At 47.7% G+C, this 14,984-nt stretch carries 16 protein-coding genes; 8 read left to right on the forward strand and 8 right to left on the reverse strand.

All coding sequences use genetic code 11. The features are described 5' to 3' along the window. The first annotated feature begins 195 nt into the window (after positions 1 to 195). Positions 196 to 1,047 carry a hypothetical protein gene (locus BGX12_RS01145; RefSeq protein ID WP_109734266.1) on the forward strand — a complete coding sequence of 284 codons (852 nt, stop codon included), beginning with the start codon at positions 196 to 198 and terminating at the stop codon, positions 1,045 to 1,047. Positions 1,048 to 1,236: 189 nt separating this feature from the next. On the opposite strand, the gene BGX12_RS15415 is transcribed toward BGX12_RS01145, so the two are convergent. After that, on the reverse strand, positions 1,237 to 1,470 hold the full coding sequence (locus BGX12_RS15415; protein WP_158278130.1) for a hypothetical protein: 234 nt from the start codon (positions 1,468 to 1,470) through the stop codon (positions 1,237 to 1,239). Positions 1,471 to 1,506: 36 nt separating this feature from the next. Here BGX12_RS15415 and BGX12_RS01150 point away from each other — a divergent pair, with 36 nt between their 5' ends. From BGX12_RS01150 to BGX12_RS01160, 3 genes are read left to right on the forward strand one after another with little or no spacing between them, the layout of a single operon-like run. Beyond that, positions 1,507 to 2,163: an energy transducer TonB gene (locus BGX12_RS01150; RefSeq protein ID WP_158278131.1), complete on the forward strand. Its 657-nt coding sequence runs from the start codon at positions 1,507 to 1,509 to the stop codon at positions 2,161 to 2,163. A 14-nt stretch (positions 2,164 to 2,177) separates the two neighbouring features. Next, on the forward strand, positions 2,178 to 2,738 hold the full coding sequence (locus tag BGX12_RS01155) for a flavodoxin family protein (RefSeq protein WP_109734268.1): 561 nt from the start codon (positions 2,178 to 2,180) through the stop codon (positions 2,736 to 2,738). Positions 2,739 to 2,740: 2 nt separating this feature from the next. Continuing rightward, on the forward strand, positions 2,741 to 3,391 hold the full coding sequence (locus BGX12_RS01160; protein WP_109734269.1) for an HAD-IA family hydrolase: 651 nt from the start codon (positions 2,741 to 2,743) through the stop codon (positions 3,389 to 3,391). 17 nt (positions 3,392 to 3,408) lie between these two features. On the opposite strand, the gene BGX12_RS01165 is transcribed toward BGX12_RS01160, so the two are convergent. Further along, positions 3,409 to 4,068, reverse strand: a complete 660-nt coding sequence (locus tag BGX12_RS01165) for a hypothetical protein (protein ID WP_109734270.1) — start codon at positions 4,066 to 4,068, stop codon at positions 3,409 to 3,411. A gap of 59 nt (positions 4,069 to 4,127) precedes the next feature. Here BGX12_RS01165 and BGX12_RS01170 point away from each other — a divergent pair, with 59 nt between their 5' ends. Continuing rightward, a complete protein-coding gene (locus BGX12_RS01170) occupies positions 4,128 to 4,523 on the forward strand; it encodes a hypothetical protein (RefSeq protein ID WP_109734271.1) in 396 nt (131 codons plus the stop codon). Between the two features lie 121 nt (positions 4,524 to 4,644). Here BGX12_RS01170 and guaB read toward each other — a convergent pair whose 3' ends face one another. The 5 genes from guaB to htpG all read right to left on the reverse strand — a co-directional run bounded on the left by guaB (position 4,645) and on the right by htpG (position 10,392). Further along, the gene (guaB, locus tag BGX12_RS01175) at positions 4,645 to 6,099 is read right to left on the reverse strand and encodes an IMP dehydrogenase (RefSeq protein ID WP_109734272.1); all 1,455 of its coding nucleotides are present in this window, start codon (positions 6,097 to 6,099) and stop codon (positions 4,645 to 4,647) included. A 41-nt stretch (positions 6,100 to 6,140) separates the two neighbouring features. Next, positions 6,141 to 6,692 (reverse strand): aminoacyl-tRNA hydrolase, encoded by a 552-nt coding sequence (gene pth / locus BGX12_RS01180; RefSeq protein ID WP_109734273.1) that lies wholly within the window; start codon positions 6,690 to 6,692, stop codon positions 6,141 to 6,143. A gap of 28 nt (positions 6,693 to 6,720) precedes the next feature. After that, positions 6,721 to 7,266: a redoxin domain-containing protein gene (locus BGX12_RS01185; RefSeq protein WP_109734274.1), complete on the reverse strand. Its 546-nt coding sequence runs from the start codon at positions 7,264 to 7,266 to the stop codon at positions 6,721 to 6,723. Beyond that, positions 7,263 to 8,285 carry an LPP20 family lipoprotein gene (locus BGX12_RS01190; protein WP_109734275.1) on the reverse strand — a complete coding sequence of 341 codons (1,023 nt, stop codon included), beginning with the start codon at positions 8,283 to 8,285 and terminating at the stop codon, positions 7,263 to 7,265. The genes BGX12_RS01185 and BGX12_RS01190 overlap by 4 nt, the downstream gene beginning before the upstream one ends. Positions 8,286 to 8,508: 223 nt before the next feature. Beyond that, on the reverse strand, positions 8,509 to 10,392 hold the full coding sequence (gene htpG, locus BGX12_RS01195) for a molecular chaperone HtpG (RefSeq protein WP_109734276.1): 1,884 nt from the start codon (positions 10,390 to 10,392) through the stop codon (positions 8,509 to 8,511). A gap of 513 nt (positions 10,393 to 10,905) precedes the next feature. Here htpG and BGX12_RS01200 point away from each other — a divergent pair. Beyond that, a complete protein-coding gene (locus tag BGX12_RS01200; RefSeq protein ID WP_109734277.1) occupies positions 10,906 to 11,736 on the forward strand; it encodes a TIGR02147 family protein in 831 nt (276 codons plus the stop codon). Beyond that, positions 11,736 to 13,277, forward strand: a complete 1,542-nt coding sequence (locus BGX12_RS01205; protein ID WP_109734278.1) for a carboxypeptidase-like regulatory domain-containing protein — start codon at positions 11,736 to 11,738, stop codon at positions 13,275 to 13,277. Before BGX12_RS01200 ends, BGX12_RS01205 begins: the two co-directional genes overlap by 1 nt. A 37-nt stretch (positions 13,278 to 13,314) precedes the next feature. On the opposite strand, the gene BGX12_RS01210 is transcribed toward BGX12_RS01205, so the two are convergent. Next, positions 13,315 to 14,166, reverse strand: coding sequence for an undecaprenyl-diphosphate phosphatase (locus BGX12_RS01210; protein WP_109734279.1), 852 nt, complete (start codon positions 14,164 to 14,166; stop codon positions 13,315 to 13,317). 34 nt (positions 14,167 to 14,200) lie between these two features. Here BGX12_RS01210 and BGX12_RS01215 point away from each other — a divergent pair, with 34 nt between their 5' ends. Next, positions 14,201 to 14,929 (forward strand): DUF2334 domain-containing protein, encoded by a 729-nt coding sequence (locus BGX12_RS01215; RefSeq protein ID WP_109734280.1) that lies wholly within the window; start codon positions 14,201 to 14,203, stop codon positions 14,927 to 14,929. Positions 14,930 to 14,984 lie beyond the last annotated feature (55 nt).

A 14,984-nucleotide genomic window follows, 5' to 3' on the forward strand; every position in this document is an offset into this window, starting at 1 on the left:
ATTAAATTTTAGAAAATAGCCCATTTTTTGTTTAATTTAGGCGAAAGTCAACAAAAAAGGGTGGCGAAGCCACCCACACATGTTGATGAAGAGCCTTTTTTTATGGGTAATTAGATCAGGCCCCTGAAAAACAGAACCAAAAAACACCACCAATTTACCCATAACAACATTCAAAACATTTGATTTATAGGTAAAATGCAACACCCTTACGCCATTATGTTCAATATCAAAGAAAATTTAGACGCAATCAACAAGCAAATCACCAAACTTTTGCAGCACCTTCCCAAAGTAAAACCCACGTCCGGGACATTGAGAGTAGCCCACAACAAAGGTTGCCCGCAGTTTTACCACATGATCCAGAAAGGAGACACCAACGGGACATACATTCCAAAATCAGATGCGGAACTCATTACGTCCTTAGCGCAAAAAGACTATAACGAAAAGTGTCAGCGCATCCTCAAAAAAATGCAGAAGCAAATCAATGCATTTTTAAGGAAATTTCATCCAGAGGAATTCTCTGCGCTACATACGAAACTTGGGGTTCGTCGCGATTTCATTACCCCGCTGATTTTAACAGACGACGAATTCGCAGCGCAATGGCAGGCCATCCCTTACACAGGAAAATCTATTTCAAGCGATGTGCCGCAACTCATCACCTCACGGGGAGAACATGTGCGATCAAAATCCGAATGTATCATTGCAGATACGCTAACTCGCCTAGGCATTCCTTATCGCTACGAGGCTCCGCTCAAAATCGCCATCAGCGATAATCCAGATTCCAAAAGCAAGCGCAGCTCACTAAAACACGCCGTCACTTTCCATCCGGACTTCACCTGCCTAAACAAGCGCACCCGCCAGGAATACGTCTGGGAACATTTCGGCATGATGGACAAACCAGACTACGCCCACAATGCGGTGGAAAAAGAACGTATATATGCAAGTGCGGGTTTTATCCCAGGCATAAATTTCATCGCCACCACCGAGACAACGGAACTTCCGTTGAACAGCAAACATGTTGAGCAACTAGCAAAAAAGCTTCTTCTATAAGGAGTCTCTCTCCTATTCAAGCGAACCTTTCAAATCTTCAAATCATAAAGTTCAATAAAATGTTTATTTCTAATTTTGTATATATACCTTATGCGCCGTTTGATTTTCACAATTTTTTTTGCATTTGCAGTAGCGCTCTACGCCCAGAAGGACAAAAGCCAAGCTGTTCTAAATGACAATTTAAATTGTCTACTGTTTGAAGACTGCAAAAACGCCAGTTCCGATTTGCAAGAAGCGCATAAACGCAAAGCCTTCTGCAAAGAAAATACGGTCCGCCTCAACATGCTTATTCTTGACGACTACTTCGTTGTAAGCCAGCAGGAAAATGGCAAACTCTATCCCGACACCATCGTAACGAAAATCTATTCCGCAGACGCCATCCGCGAACTTCCCCAGTGGGTCCGAGTTTACGGCGTAAAGCAAGCCTCTCCCGATTCGATTCTTAGCATTCTGAAAGGTATGTACCAGCAAAACAAAGGCAAATCGGATCGGGAAGAACTTCTTATCTCCTACCCGCTTCAGGACAAAAGCATCTACGAATACAAAAATTTTATCAGCGCCATTAAGAAAATCGGTTACACCAAAATTCGCCTTGTAGGATTCAACAATGAATTTGATGCAGAAGTCTATAAAAAGCTTCAACTTCAAAAGTATAGCGAAAAGCAAATTGAATCCTGGGAAAGTTCAAGAAATGAATGCAACAAAGATTGGCTGAGGATTGTCGAAAACAAACTCATGTATGGAAAGCGATTAAACTATCAAACCATTAGCGATCCCATCATAGAACCAGGTCATAGATCATTTGCAGGAGTCAAAGACATTCTTGTCAAACAGCAAAGAAAGCTCGTCGCAATTCAAAAGAAATTCAAGAATAAACTATCCCAACTTAAGGATGTGAAAACTCCAGAACATCCCGATGCAGATGCGCAAATAAAAGTCACCCTTAAATTTATCATCGCTCCCGAAGGAAACATTTCCAAGATGGAGATTATTTCTTCAAATTCCCAGAACGAAGAATTTGACCAGTGTGTTTTCGACGAAGTTTCTAAATGGATTTTTGAAAAAGCGGAGCACCCCACAACATTGACTGTTCCCTTCAAATTTGACAAGGACTAAAGAGGGCTTAAGCAATGAGCAAAGTTTTAATTCTCGTAGGTAGTCCTCGCGTTCACGGCAACACGGAACTTCTGGCAAATGCTTTTGCGGAAGGAGTCCATCAGCAGCTTGATGAAGCAGGCAGGCCCCGTCACGAAGTGGAAATTCTAAATGTGGCGCGTATGAATATCGCCCACTGCACCGGTTGCAACACCTGCTTTACCCGTGAAGGCAACGCCTGCGCTCGCCGCGACGACATGGACAAAGTATATGCAGCCCTTGCCCAGGCAGAAGTTCTTGTGATTGCCTCGCCGGTTTATTTCTACGGAATCAGTTCCCAGATGGCAGCCTGTATCGACCGCCTGCACACGCCTCTGCGAAACACATTCCACATCCACAAGGCCTGCCTGCTGTTGTGCGGAGCGGCGGGACTTCCCAACATTTTTGACGCCATCACCACCCAGTACGAAATGGCCCTGAAATTTTTTAATATTCAGGACTGCGGTCGCGTCCTGGTGCGAAACGTCAAGGACAAGGGAGACATTCTGAATACAGATGCACTTGAGTCCGCAAGAAAACTAGGCGCAAGTATTTAAATATGAAGTTCACGAATTACATCTTTGACTTAGGCGGTGTCATTCTAGACATCAACATGCAGAATGCGCTGGATGGTTTTAAAAATCTTGGAGTTCCCGAAGAGGAACTGCGGTTCGACGAAGGTCCCACAGCAAAGATAATGCAGGAATACCAGCTGGGGCGCCTGACCACCGAGGATTTCTGCGACGCCATTATTGCAAGAAGCATTGCCTCGACGAAACCAACCCGCCAGCAGATTGTCGACTCCTGGAATTCCATTTGTCTGAACATACCCCAGCGAAAGATTGATGCCCTACGTGTTTTAAAAACACAAGCTAATGTATTCCTGCTGAGTAATACCAACGAACTTCACTGGAAATATTGTCTGGATCATTGGTTTAATGTTGGCAAGGGAGTCTACGGTCCCAATAACTTGAACGACTGTTTCCATCACGTTTTCCTCAGTCAGGAAATGCACCTGGAAAAGCCCGATCCGGAAATTTTCATTCGTACATTCCAGAAAATATTTACCTTAACGACCAGCGACCTTCCTAATGCGGAAAACACCGTTTTTCTAGACGACAACAAGGCGAATATTTACGCAGCAGCATCCTGCGGTATCAGCACAATCCACGTCACCCCCGAGTACAACTGGGTCACAAATTTAATCTAGACATTCCCGATTTATTTTTACCACCGGACAACTGGGGTGAAGGCAACAATATCACCAATCAAAGCACGAGTTGCATAATCCCAGTCGCTACCAGTTACCTCAATCGATCTCAGGGAGGCCTTACCTTCCTTTACACCATAAGCAAGAATCTTCCCGGTCTTTGCATCATAGAATGCATACCTGGCTTTAGCCTTAAAGAAATTATATGCAGAGACACCACTATACGGAGTAGTCTGCATAGCCATAGAAGCCTGATTGCCCTGAACAGTCATGTATTCCTCTGATTCACAACCAAACCAGATATTACTCAGCACAAGATAAACATCGGCTCCATTCATACTTGCATAAGCGGGAGCTTCAAAATCCTTTTCCCCCAGCTTTACAATCTGAACGGACAAAGCGCTTGCATCCACAAGTTCTATGGATGTCTTGACTTTTTTTCTAGACTCCTCATCCATCTTTTCGGTTACAACATTTTCAAACCACTTGCCGAGATTATCCTTATATTCAGGCAAGCCATCCGTCAATTGTTGTGGATTACTGATTGTTGGATTCACATACACAACCTTCACACTTGTAGGTTGTTCAGTCCAGGAAGAATCCTTGAAATAAGTGGGAGCAGCACAGCCCCAGAGCAATAAAGAAATTGCAATTACAGAAATAATTGACTTAAGCATTCTAACCTCCCAAATGTAATGCGATTCCAAATCTAACAATAAAAGACTAAATTTGCCTTGTGAAATTCGAGAAAGACTCTCTCTACATCTGGGTAGGCGGCAGTTGCGACTACGGCCATAAGGAGCGTGCCGGCGGTGGAGCCTACATCGCTCAGCAATACGATACCGAATCAAAAAATAGTGACGACGGTAAAATCGTGGACACCTTTACCTGTGCAGAATTCAACACTACAGAATTCAAGATGATCTTTACCGCCATGGATCATGCGGTCCAGAAATTCTCAAATCAAAGAATCGTCTTTCTGTCCAACGTCCAGTACATTATGAACTATGAAAAACGAGACCTTGTGGACTTGAAGGTTCTCCCCTACCACAGGTTCGAACAACAAAAAGAAGTTCACGACATGGCAAGCAACGCCATGCGGGAACTGCGCAACAAAAAGCAACAACAATAATTTCAAAAAAAATCCCGCGGCAGCGATTACTGCAGCGGGATTTTTCATAAAGCGGAGCCTCTCACATCCCTACGTTTGGGAAAGGAGGATCTTAAGGGGGGCGGAGCCTCCCTTTGTCTCATTACTCAGAACGGTAGTTCGGAGCTTCCTTGGTGATGGTCACATCGTGAGGATGAGATTCGCGGAGACCTGCACCAGTGATGCGGACGAAGGTAGCCTTGTCGTAGAGTTCCTTCAGGTTTGCAGCACCTGCGTAACCCATGGCAGAGTGGATACCACCGATGATCTGGTAAATGGTGTCGCGGAGCGGTCCCTTGTAAGGAACGCGGCCTTCGATGCCTTCCGGAACGAACTTGCGGGGTTCCTTGATGCCACCCTGGAAGTAACGATCTGCAGAACCTGCAGCCATGGCGCCCAGAGAGCCCATACCGCGATAGCTCTTGAAGGTACGGCCATCAGCCAGGATGACTTCGCCCGGAGCTTCTTCGGTACCAGCGAACATGGAACCGATCATCACAGCGTGACCGCCAGCAGCCAAAGCCTTGACGATGTCGCCAGAGAACTTGAGACCACCGTCAGCGATAATCTTGACGCCAGCCTTGCGAGCAGCCTTGCCGCATTCAACAACTGCGGAGAACTGCGGATAGCCAACACCAGCAACGATACGAGTGGTGCAGATAGAGCCAGGACCAATACCTACCTTGACGATGTTAGCACCGCACTTGGCGAGCTCAGTAACAGCTTCCGGAGTGCAAACGTTACCACCGCAGATGGTGAGCTTCGGATACTTCTTACGAACAGTCTTCACCATGTTGCGAACACCGATGTGGTGACCGTGAGCGGTGTCGATGACCAACAGGTCAACGCCTGCCTCAACGAGGGCAGCGACGCGTTCCAAGGTATTGGCAGAGGTACCAACAGCAGCACCCACCAGCAACTGGCCATTCTTGTCCAGGCTTGCGGAGGGATTGTTTTCGCGCTTCAAAATGTCGGTCATGGTAACGAGGCCCTTCAGGTTGCCAGCATTGTCCACGAGAGGAAGCTTTTCAATACGATTTTCAGCCAGGATTTCCTTAGCCTTGGCAAGACTGATCTTGGGAGAAGCGGTGACCGGGTTCTTGGTCATCACCTTTTCAATCTTCACATTGAAGTCAGAGATGGTGCGGAGGTCGCGGCTAGTGAGCATGCCCACCAGCTTGCCATTCTTAAGAATGGGGAATCCGCTAATCTTGTGCATAGCACGCATTTCAAATGCAGCGGAAACCGGCTGGTCTGCTTCCAGGGTAACCGGATTGCTAACGATACCGGACTGCCAGCGCTTGACCTTGCGAACTTCTTCAGCCTGTTCTTCGACGGACATATTCTTGTGGATAATGCCGAGACCGCCCTGAAGTGCAATGGAGATAGCGAGAGGAGCTGTGGTAACGGTATCCATAGCAGCGCTGATCACCGGAATGTTGAGCTTAATGTTCGGGGCAAGCTGAGTGCTCACGTCTGTCTGAGACGGCAAAACGGAGGATGCTGCGGGAACGAGTAGAACGTCGTCAAACGTTAAAGCTTCAGGCAAAATTTTCATAAATGAACCTCATTCTATTTTGCAAAGGAAATATAGAAAATTTATTTTCCGTTGTATCGTTCCATGCATTTTTCCATACCGAACTTAAAGTAGCATTCCACCAGGGGTTTTACCTTTTCAAGAGCTTCGTCAAAAGCAGGGCGGTCTTCTGGAGGGAACTTAGCCAACACCCAGTTGGAAAGGTCAAACTTGGGCGGGCACTTGCCCACCCCGAAACGAATTCTCGGGAACTTGTCGCCAATCTTTTCGATAATGTTACGGAGACCGTTCTGACCGCCATGGCTACCATTGGCTCGACAACGGATACGGCCCACGTCAAGATTAATATCATCGCTAAAAACAAGAATTTGTTCGGGCTTGATCTTGTACCAGGTCATGAGAGCCTGGACTGATTCACCAGACAAATTCATATAGGTCTGTGGTTTGGCAAGCAGACATTCCTGACCACCAATGACGACTTTCTGGGTCAAGGCCTTGTGTTCTGATTTCCAGTCATCGGAATTAGCCAGTTTTTCTACAGCCATGAAACCAGCATTATGATGCGTATTGGAATACTGTGTTCCGGGATTACCAAGACCGACAATCAAATACATATAAACCTTCTTTTAAAAATCCTTATAATCATTGCCACAGGACGTCCGGCCAATCGGACCCTTCCTGTCCCAAAAGTTTCAGAGGTTTCATTTTTTCGTCCACCACCAGCGTCTTAGGAAGTGCAATTTCACCAGACTTTTCCACAAGTCCAAATCCTTCTGTCATTACCTTGAACGGATCGATAACCAACTTAAACGTTCCTGCGTCAATGCTATTTATCCAGGAGCGAATTTTTCTCTCTTCAAGTTCACGGACTCCGACATTCACTAGGATTACGTTAACGTTATGCTCCTTCAGTTTCGCCTTGGATTGGGCAAGTCGTTTAATCCCGATCTTACAGGGATTACACCAAGTAGCAAAAAACACAAGGGCCGTTCGTTCCGCCTTCGCCGCCTCCCTGGCAAGGAAAACCTTGGTAAAGGGAGAACTCATATCGTTGATCTCACGGACTGCAAACCACGGTAATGAATCCGCAATGGCACTAGGCAGTTTCAGTTCAACAGAGGGAACATCCTCCGCTCCAAAGGAAAATGCGGCAAAAGCCAGGGTCAAAATACAAAACAGTTTTCTCATTTAACGTCCCACTGGTCAAGGACCTTTGCCCACAAAACAAACCATTCACCATCAGCAATGTTCTGAACAAGACGACCAACAGCCTCATCCTTACCATACTTACCGGTCCCCTTAACCATCGTTTTCTGGACAAAATAACCCTCACCAGAGCAGGAAGTTCCAGTCAGAGTAAGCATTGTAGAACAAGTTGTTCCGAAACTTCCATCCTTGCAATCAGGTTCAGTCGTATTTACAGAAAGAAGAACTCCTCCCTGACATACACCGGCAACCACATGATACTTCTGGGAAATACGGGCAAACACCGACACAGCCTTTTCATCCTGACTGGAGGCATTGTAATAGAAGGCATAGCGGGACTTGAACTGACGATACCTTTCCATCAAGGAGGCGTAAGCTTCTTCCCCACGATTTTCATGAGGATAGCTAAAACTTTCCAGGACATTCTTATTTCCCTGCAGGCGGGTATACACATCCTGAGTGTTCTTAAACGCCTCCATCTTTTTCAAGGGATGTTCCGTTCCATCATATTCAGCAACCTTTAAAAGGACAGAATCCTGAAGCAAATTGAATCTCTGGACGAAAGGGCTCATAGCATCTTCTATGGACATACAAGTCACTACGCCAACCTCGCCTTCGCTTTCCTGAAATCCAACCACCCGAGCATCCTGGGCATTCTCTAATCGGGAAAACACCTTGGAATCAATTACGTAACTGGAGCTGACAGACTCCGTTCCATTTCCGTCTTCCGTTTGAACACGCTTTAGATTGGAACTGGACTCCACTGTAGACTGAATGCGATTTGCAATCTGTCTCTGTGCGGACAGCAAGGCCTCGTCACGAGAAGGTCCAAAACCTTCCCCGCGAATGTATCCCCGATCATCGGGACAGACGAAACTATTTAAGGAAATTTTCTTTACAGGCGATTGAGCAACTGCAGGTTCGACATCCGAATTACTCCCTGCGCAAGCGGAGAGCATGACCATCGTAGATAGCAGAAAGAATTCCTTAACAAAATTCATGTATCAAAAACCTTTTTTACAGAGCATCTGAAACAAAAATAGAACTTTTAAACGAAAGCATATATTTTTTTGGTTCAAAATCACAGCACTTGTAAAATTCTTCAAGTAACAAGCGCTTGTATTAAAAACAAAAATCCTGCGAGTTCATCGCAGAATTTTTGCATAAGGAAGTTTCGTCACAGGATCCTTCGAAGCCATTCGGCTTCTCAGGATGACGTCCAACTTACTTGGCAGCGGCAGTCAGCAGTTTTGTAATGGCGCTGACGTATTCTGCCGGGTTGGGCAGCGGACTACCTTCGGCAAGCAGAGCCTGACCGTAGAGAGCCTTGGGCCAATCACCCAGATCTTCCTTGGCTTCAGCCTTAGCCTTCAGCATTTCGCAGATGGGGTGCGTGGGGTTGATTTCCAGGATACGCTTGGACTTGGGCACGTTGGCCTGGCCCATGGCCTTCATCATGCGTTCCATCTGGGCGCTCATGGCATCGTCGCTGGTGACGAGGCAGCAGGGGCTGTCCTTCAGACGGCTAGACACGCGGACTTCCTTGATGTCTTCGTCCAGAACCTTCTGGAGGTTTTCGCAAAGACCCTTGAAGAGACCCTTGTTTTCTTCTTCAGCCTTCTTTTCTTCGACCGTCTTTTCGAAGTCAACGTCACCGCGGGAGATGTCGTGGAACTTCTTGTCGCCGAATTCGGTGAGAGAAGACATCATGAATTCGTCGATGCCGTCGCTCATGAGAAGCACCTCGTAGCCCTTGGCCTTGAAGGCTTCCAACATGGGGTTGGACTTCACGGCGTTCTTGTCGCCAATGAGGTAGTAGATTTCCTTCTGGCCTTCGGGCATGCGGTCCACGTATTCCTGGAGGCTAACAAGCTTGCCTTCTTCAGTCTTGGTGCTTTCGAAGCGGATCAGCTTCTTCAATTCATCAAGATGTTCCCAGTTCATGTAGAAACCTTCCTTGAGAACCATGCCCAGTTCCTTCCACCAGGCATTGTACTTGTCCACGTCCTTGGACATGTTCTGCAAGGCTTCCAAAGTCTTCTTGATGACATGCTTACGGATGTTGGTCACGATCTTGTTGGACTGCAGAATTTCGCGGCTTACGTTCAGCGGCAAGTCTTCAGATTCCACCACACCGCGGACAAAGCGGAGCCAAGGCGGAAGCAGGTCCTTGCAGTCGTCCATGATGAAGGTCTTCTTCACATAGAGCTTCAGGCCGTGCAATGCGTCGTTCTGCCAAATGTTGTAGGGTGCCTTGGAAGGAATGTACACCAGATTCCAGAATTCCAGGGAACCTTCGGCGTGGCTGTGGCTCCAGCAAGCAGGTTCGCCACCGTCGTGGCAAATGACGTTGTAGAATTCCTTGTATTCTTCTTCCTTCACGTCCTTTTCGGACTGGCGCCAGAGAGCGGTCTTGTCGTTCAGTTTTTCTTCGTCCTTGACTTCCAATTCGCCCTTGTCGTTCTTGGTGGGCTCCGGATGGAAGTAAATACCGTAGTTTACGAAACCGCTGTACTTCTTGATGATATCCTTGATGCGCCATTCGCTGGTGAAGTCTTCGGCATCTTCGTCGTCCTTCAGGTACAGGGTAATCTTGGTACCCACTTCGTTGCGGGGGCATTCGGAAATTTCGAATTCGCCGGTGCCTTCGGAAGCCCACAGGTAGCCCTGGGTTTCGCCAGCCTTGAGGGTCAGGACTTCAACCTTCTTTGCCACCATGAAGATGGAGTAGAAACCCACACCGAACTGACCGATAAGATCGACACTAGCCTTGTCAGCATCCTTCAGGTTCTTGATGAAATTCTTGGTGCCGGAACGGGCGATGGTACCCAGGCAGTTGATCAAGTCTTCCTTGTTCATGCCGATACCGTTATCGGTAATGGTCAGCTTCTTCTGATCCTTGTTCACATCGATGTCGATGCGGAGCTGGGTGCCCTGGGGCAGCAAATCTGCGTTAGAGAGAGAAAGGAAACGACGCTTGTCCAATGCGTCAGCAGCATTGGAAACCAATTCGCGGAGGAAGATTTCCTTGTTGCTATAAAGAGAGTTGATCATGAGGTTCAGCATGTCGCGAACTTCGGTCTGGAACTCCATTTTTTCTGTTGCCATTTTTTATCTCCTGTTAGGTCGCGCTTCGCGCTTTCAGCACGCTTCGCTTTGAGGTATGAGGTCGTTCCCCCTACGGGGTCACTTTGAGGAGTGAGGCAAGAGGAACGCCTTTCTGTTCATTTTTATACAATTTCGCGGTCGTTAACGTTTCACTTTGAAACAAACAACAGCCTTTCTTTTGTTTTCGTTGGTATAAATGCAAGAACCGTGCCAATTAGGGGTAAAATTAAAGAAGAAGGTCATTTGCAAATTGCTAATGATAAATGCACCGCCCCTCCTTTTTCAGGCTTCGATTCCGAAATATATTTCACATAGGAAGGAAGACAAATCTTTACAGGGGCAAAGGGAACGTTTGGGTGCGATGTAGAGAATACTCCTGTTTGCAAGTTCCCATATCTGTAAAGAAGTCGGGTCCGGAGTGTACCCGGCTACATTGGGTGGCTAATTTTGCCCTTTAGCCACCCAATTTCTTTTTAAAGAGATATATTATCCGAGAGTCTATTTGGTGAAACTATGAATTCGATATTTGAATTTTCGGACTACCGTGATTACCTGAAGCTCTATTACGAGGAAAAGAAAAAAGAACATCCTTTTTTCTCTTATCAGATGTTCGGCAAGAAACTGGATATCTCGCCAAGTTCCCTTTTTTGCGTTCTAGAAAAGAAATTGCACCTTCCCGTAAGGTGCGCCCCTGCGGCCAAAAAATGCCTAGGCCTTACAGGACGGGCATCCCAGTATTTCGACCTACTGCTGGCAGCCTCCCGAACCAAAAGAATAAAGGAAAAAGAGCGGCTCATGGCCGAAGCCTTCCAGCTTAAGGACATCCAGCGTCGAACTCTGGAAAACGACGAACTTTCCTATTTAAGGCAATGGTGGACAGTAGTCATCCGTTCCTTCCTGCAAATCAACCAGGGAAAAGTGGACGCCGAAAACATCGCCAAACACCTCCGGCCCCAAGTATCCACTGATCAAGTAAAGGACAGCCTCACCTTACTTAAGAACCTCGGTTTCATCCGCAAGGCTGCCCACGGCCGCGTCAAGCTGGCAGACGCTCACTTGACCGTTAGTGCAGGAACCGAAAAAACAAAGGCCATTCGCGAATTCCAGGCGCAAGTGATGAGTCTAGCGAAGGCATCCCTTGAAGAAGTTCCACCCAAGGAAAGAGATATTTCTACATTGACCATGGCCATCGATGAAGATTGCATCGAGGACATCAAAGGCATGCTTCAAGAATTTCGCAGACAGATCCAAATACGTATTGACGAATGTCCCACGCCCACCCGCGTGGTTCAGTTGAACATGGCTATGTTCCCTGTCACCCAGGAATTTAAGGGGGAAGACTAATGAAACATCTCTATGCATTATGCCTTTTCCTGTCCGTTGCATTCTGGGGGTGTTCCAACCAAGACACCGCCGGAGGAAACTCCACGGAAACAGAGAATGCCATTGCCTTCCTGGTGAAAGATGTCAAGGGTATCTCCTTAGGCCAGGTCGCCTATAAGGTTCTACCTAGCGAATTTAGGGCAGACACCCTACAGAGACTTTCTGCAAAGGATTATCTGTATTCCGGCGAAAGCGACTCCATGGGCAATATCTTCCTTGAAAACCACCAAGCCGGAGATTTCATCATCGAGATCCAGAAGGATTCTCTACTAAGCGCATTTGCCTATGACATCCAGAATTCTGAAGAACGTCTCGAAAGTGATATCGCTAACGAAATCATCCTGCAAAAACCAGGCCGCGTAACAGGTCACGTAACCTTGCCTAAGGACGTTTCCCATGCCTGGGTGTTCATTGAAGGTACAGACCGAGTTGTCAAAACAGATTCCACGGGACGTTTCTTTATGGAAAATGTTCCCTCCGGAGAAAACCTGGAATTCCAGGCACTCACCTCAGGAACAATGCAACATCTGGGAAGTCTCGCTTCTCGGGTAAGACCTGGCGATACAACCATCGTGAACGTAACAACCATCGATTCCCAAACCGTGATGGAACTGAAGTTGAAAGACTACATTTCCTTCTGGATGCGTCCCCTACAAAGTCCAATGGTATTGACCCTCCGACTGGATTCCAGCGATCTGGATTTCGCACAAGTCAAGAACAACGGCAGGAACCTGATCTTGACAGAAGACGAAATCAGCTCCGTCACCCCCATGCAGGTCACCTATTGGGATTCCACCAACGGACGAGGCATCCTGCAGGTTAGAGTCTCAACCTTAGCCGACACCTCAAAAATTTTAAAACTCATTGAAGTAGAAAACAATCCATCTCAGGTTTCCACTGACGTATGGGAAGACGTTTCCGATTCCCTATACTACGCCCTGAACACGCTTACCTTGGGGACCTTTGAATACGACACACGTCAAAACGCCTTGCCCAGCCCGATCCCGGTAAATTTCTGGTACCAGGCCGCCAGCATCGGCGGCACCATATCCCCCGCCACGGACGACATCCTGGCCTACCCCATTGAACAGGCTGATAGCGGCCGCCCAGGAAGAGCAGCACACTTCAGCTACACAGGAAACGATCCCGAATACGCCGTCATCGGAACTACCCTTTCCAACGGCACCAGAAGCCTAGCCCAATTAGACTCCCTGGAAATATGGATTCGAGGTGACGGGGATTACTCCATAGCTCTAGAAGACCTTTCTGATTCTGCATCCGTCGGAATCAAGGCCCTGTATAAAGGAACCTGCACATCCAACTGGTCTAGGATCGCTATTCGCCCCCAGGATTTCCTGCCTGCAGATTCCACCTTTGGAAACTATGGCTGGGACTTCGTGAAGTACAGAATTTCCACTTTCTCCGTCTTTGCGAGAAACGGTCACGACATCTGGATCGACGACATCCGTCTCTATGGAGTCAACAGAGACGACTTGAAATAAAACACATTAAAAAAAGACCGCCGAGGCGGTCTTTTTTTTACTTAATAAAAATCAGTCCCAGAATACCTGCAACCCACAGGTAGTAGCTGAAGTAATGGAACTTGCCCTTCTGAACAAAGGCCATGAGCCACTTCAGGGCGATAATGCCGAAGATGAAGGCGACGACCATGCCCACCAGAAGTTCAGGAGTAAAGCCCGAAGCGTCGGCACAGGCCAATGCCTTTTCGGGCTTTTCGATGGCGTAGCGAGCAACGGTTTCGGGGTCCTGGCACTTGATCCACTTGATGCAATCCAGGAGGGCGGCGCCACCTACGGCGGGAATACTCATGAGGAAGCTGAATTCGCCGGCGTACTTGCGGTTCACACCCAGGAAAATCATGCCGCTGATGGTAGAACCGCTACGGCTGATACCCGGGATGCAGGCGATACCCTGCACGACGCCTGTGACCAGAGCGCGCCACCAGTTCATCTTGACGCCTTCGTTATCCGGATGCTTGCTGCCGGTCTTGCCCCACTGGGAGACGAACAGCAAGGTGGCGGTAAAGAGCATGGCGCAGCAAACGGCCTTGGGATTTTCGAAGAGGCTTTCCAGCGGCTTCTTGAAACCGATGCCGATAATAGCCGTAGGGATGGAGGCCAGCACGATGTAGCCCGCTTCTTTCAGCTGGACGGGATCGCGACGGATGCAGCCCACAATCATGTCCACCAATTTCTTGCGGAACACGACGAAGATGGAAAGGAGAGTTCCTGCGTGAAGCATGATGTCAAAGAACATGCCCGCTTCCTTCATGTTCAGAAGCTTTTCGCCCAGAACGAGATGGCCGGAACTGGAAATGGGGAGAAATTCTGCCAGGCCCTGCAACAGGCCTAAAATGATAGATTCAATCATGTCCTTAAATATAGAATTTTTTATCTTAACTTGTATGAGCCACAAGTACCTACTCTGCTTTCATGATTATAGCATCTGGAACTATAAGGAAGTCACTCCTATTCTTCACGAGCTGAAAGATATAGCGGGTGCACCTTTCAGCATCCTTGTCATTCCCGATGTTCGTGGAGCCTCCGAATCCCAAATCCAGGATTTTCGTAAAGTACTTCTGGATTTGCATCAGGAAGGCTTTGAACTGGCTCTCCACGGTTTCCTGCACAAGGCCGATATGAGCCTCGCCCGTAGCTATCTCGGTCATTTTCAGCTGAAGATGACCAACAACGAAGCGGAATTCGCAGGTTTAAACAAAACTACATCCCGCAGCCTTCTCAACAAGAGCGTAAAAGCCTGGAACGATCTGATCAACCAAGGCGAATTCCTTGGGAAACGAATTCATCCAGCAGCATTCGTGCCGCCCACCTGGTACGGAAACCCCTATCTCTCCGGACAGGCCCGTAAATCCAACCTTCAGTTCGAATCCCGTTTTACACTGGAACCGATCATCGGTAACACCATCGCGTCTCCCGTAGTAAGCTTCGCAGGCATTCCTCGTTCCATGGAAAAGTGGGCAATTCTATTCGGCAAGTTCATGCTGAAACAGCCTTTTGGACGTCCCCGCATCGCGCTCCACCCCTGCGATTTCCCTAGACTCAAGGATGAAATCGTCCAGTTGATCCAGCAGGCAAGACTATCCAGCAAAATATCCTACTACCGCGATCTTTAATCGTTACGTGATTATAAAAAAATCCTGCAGCCGATTGACTGCAGGATTCTTCTTG

Source organism: Fibrobacter sp. UWR4, assembly GCF_003149045.1.
Lineage (GTDB): Bacteria > Fibrobacterota > Fibrobacteria > Fibrobacterales > Fibrobacteraceae > Fibrobacter.

What these genes read in the sequence shown, in the direction of transcription:
- BGX12_RS01150 (WP_158278131.1), top strand. Translation starts at nt 1,507, where the DNA reads ATGTACCAGCAAAACAAAGGCAAATCGGATCGGGAAGAACTTCTTATC.
- pth (WP_109734273.1), bottom strand. Translation starts at nt 6,692, where the DNA reads ATGTATTTGATTGTCGGTCTTGGTAATCCCGGAACACAGTATTCCAAT.
- guaB (WP_109734272.1), bottom strand. Translation starts at nt 6,099, where the DNA reads ATGAAAATTTTGCCTGAAGCTTTAACGTTTGACGACGTTCTACTCGTT.
- BGX12_RS01210 (WP_109734279.1), bottom strand. Translation starts at nt 14,166, where the DNA reads ATGATTGAATCTATCATTTTAGGCCTGTTGCAGGGCCTGGCAGAATTT.
- BGX12_RS01160 (WP_109734269.1), top strand. Translation starts at nt 2,741, where the DNA reads ATGAAGTTCACGAATTACATCTTTGACTTAGGCGGTGTCATTCTAGAC.
- BGX12_RS01165 (WP_109734270.1), bottom strand. Translation starts at nt 4,068, where the DNA reads ATGCTTAAGTCAATTATTTCTGTAATTGCAATTTCTTTATTGCTCTGG.
- BGX12_RS01155 (WP_109734268.1), top strand. Translation starts at nt 2,178, where the DNA reads ATGAGCAAAGTTTTAATTCTCGTAGGTAGTCCTCGCGTTCACGGCAAC.
- BGX12_RS01205 (WP_109734278.1), top strand. Translation starts at nt 11,736, where the DNA reads ATGAAACATCTCTATGCATTATGCCTTTTCCTGTCCGTTGCATTCTGG.
- htpG (WP_109734276.1), bottom strand. Translation starts at nt 10,392, where the DNA reads ATGGCAACAGAAAAAATGGAGTTCCAGACCGAAGTTCGCGACATGCTG.
- BGX12_RS01215 (WP_109734280.1), top strand. Translation starts at nt 14,201, where the DNA reads ATGAGCCACAAGTACCTACTCTGCTTTCATGATTATAGCATCTGGAAC.
- BGX12_RS01185 (WP_109734274.1), bottom strand. Translation starts at nt 7,266, where the DNA reads ATGAGAAAACTGTTTTGTATTTTGACCCTGGCTTTTGCCGCATTTTCC.
- BGX12_RS01190 (WP_109734275.1), bottom strand. Translation starts at nt 8,285, where the DNA reads ATGAATTTTGTTAAGGAATTCTTTCTGCTATCTACGATGGTCATGCTC.
- BGX12_RS01145 (WP_109734266.1), top strand. Translation starts at nt 196, where the DNA reads ATGCAACACCCTTACGCCATTATGTTCAATATCAAAGAAAATTTAGAC.
- BGX12_RS01200 (WP_109734277.1), top strand. Translation starts at nt 10,906, where the DNA reads ATGAATTCGATATTTGAATTTTCGGACTACCGTGATTACCTGAAGCTC.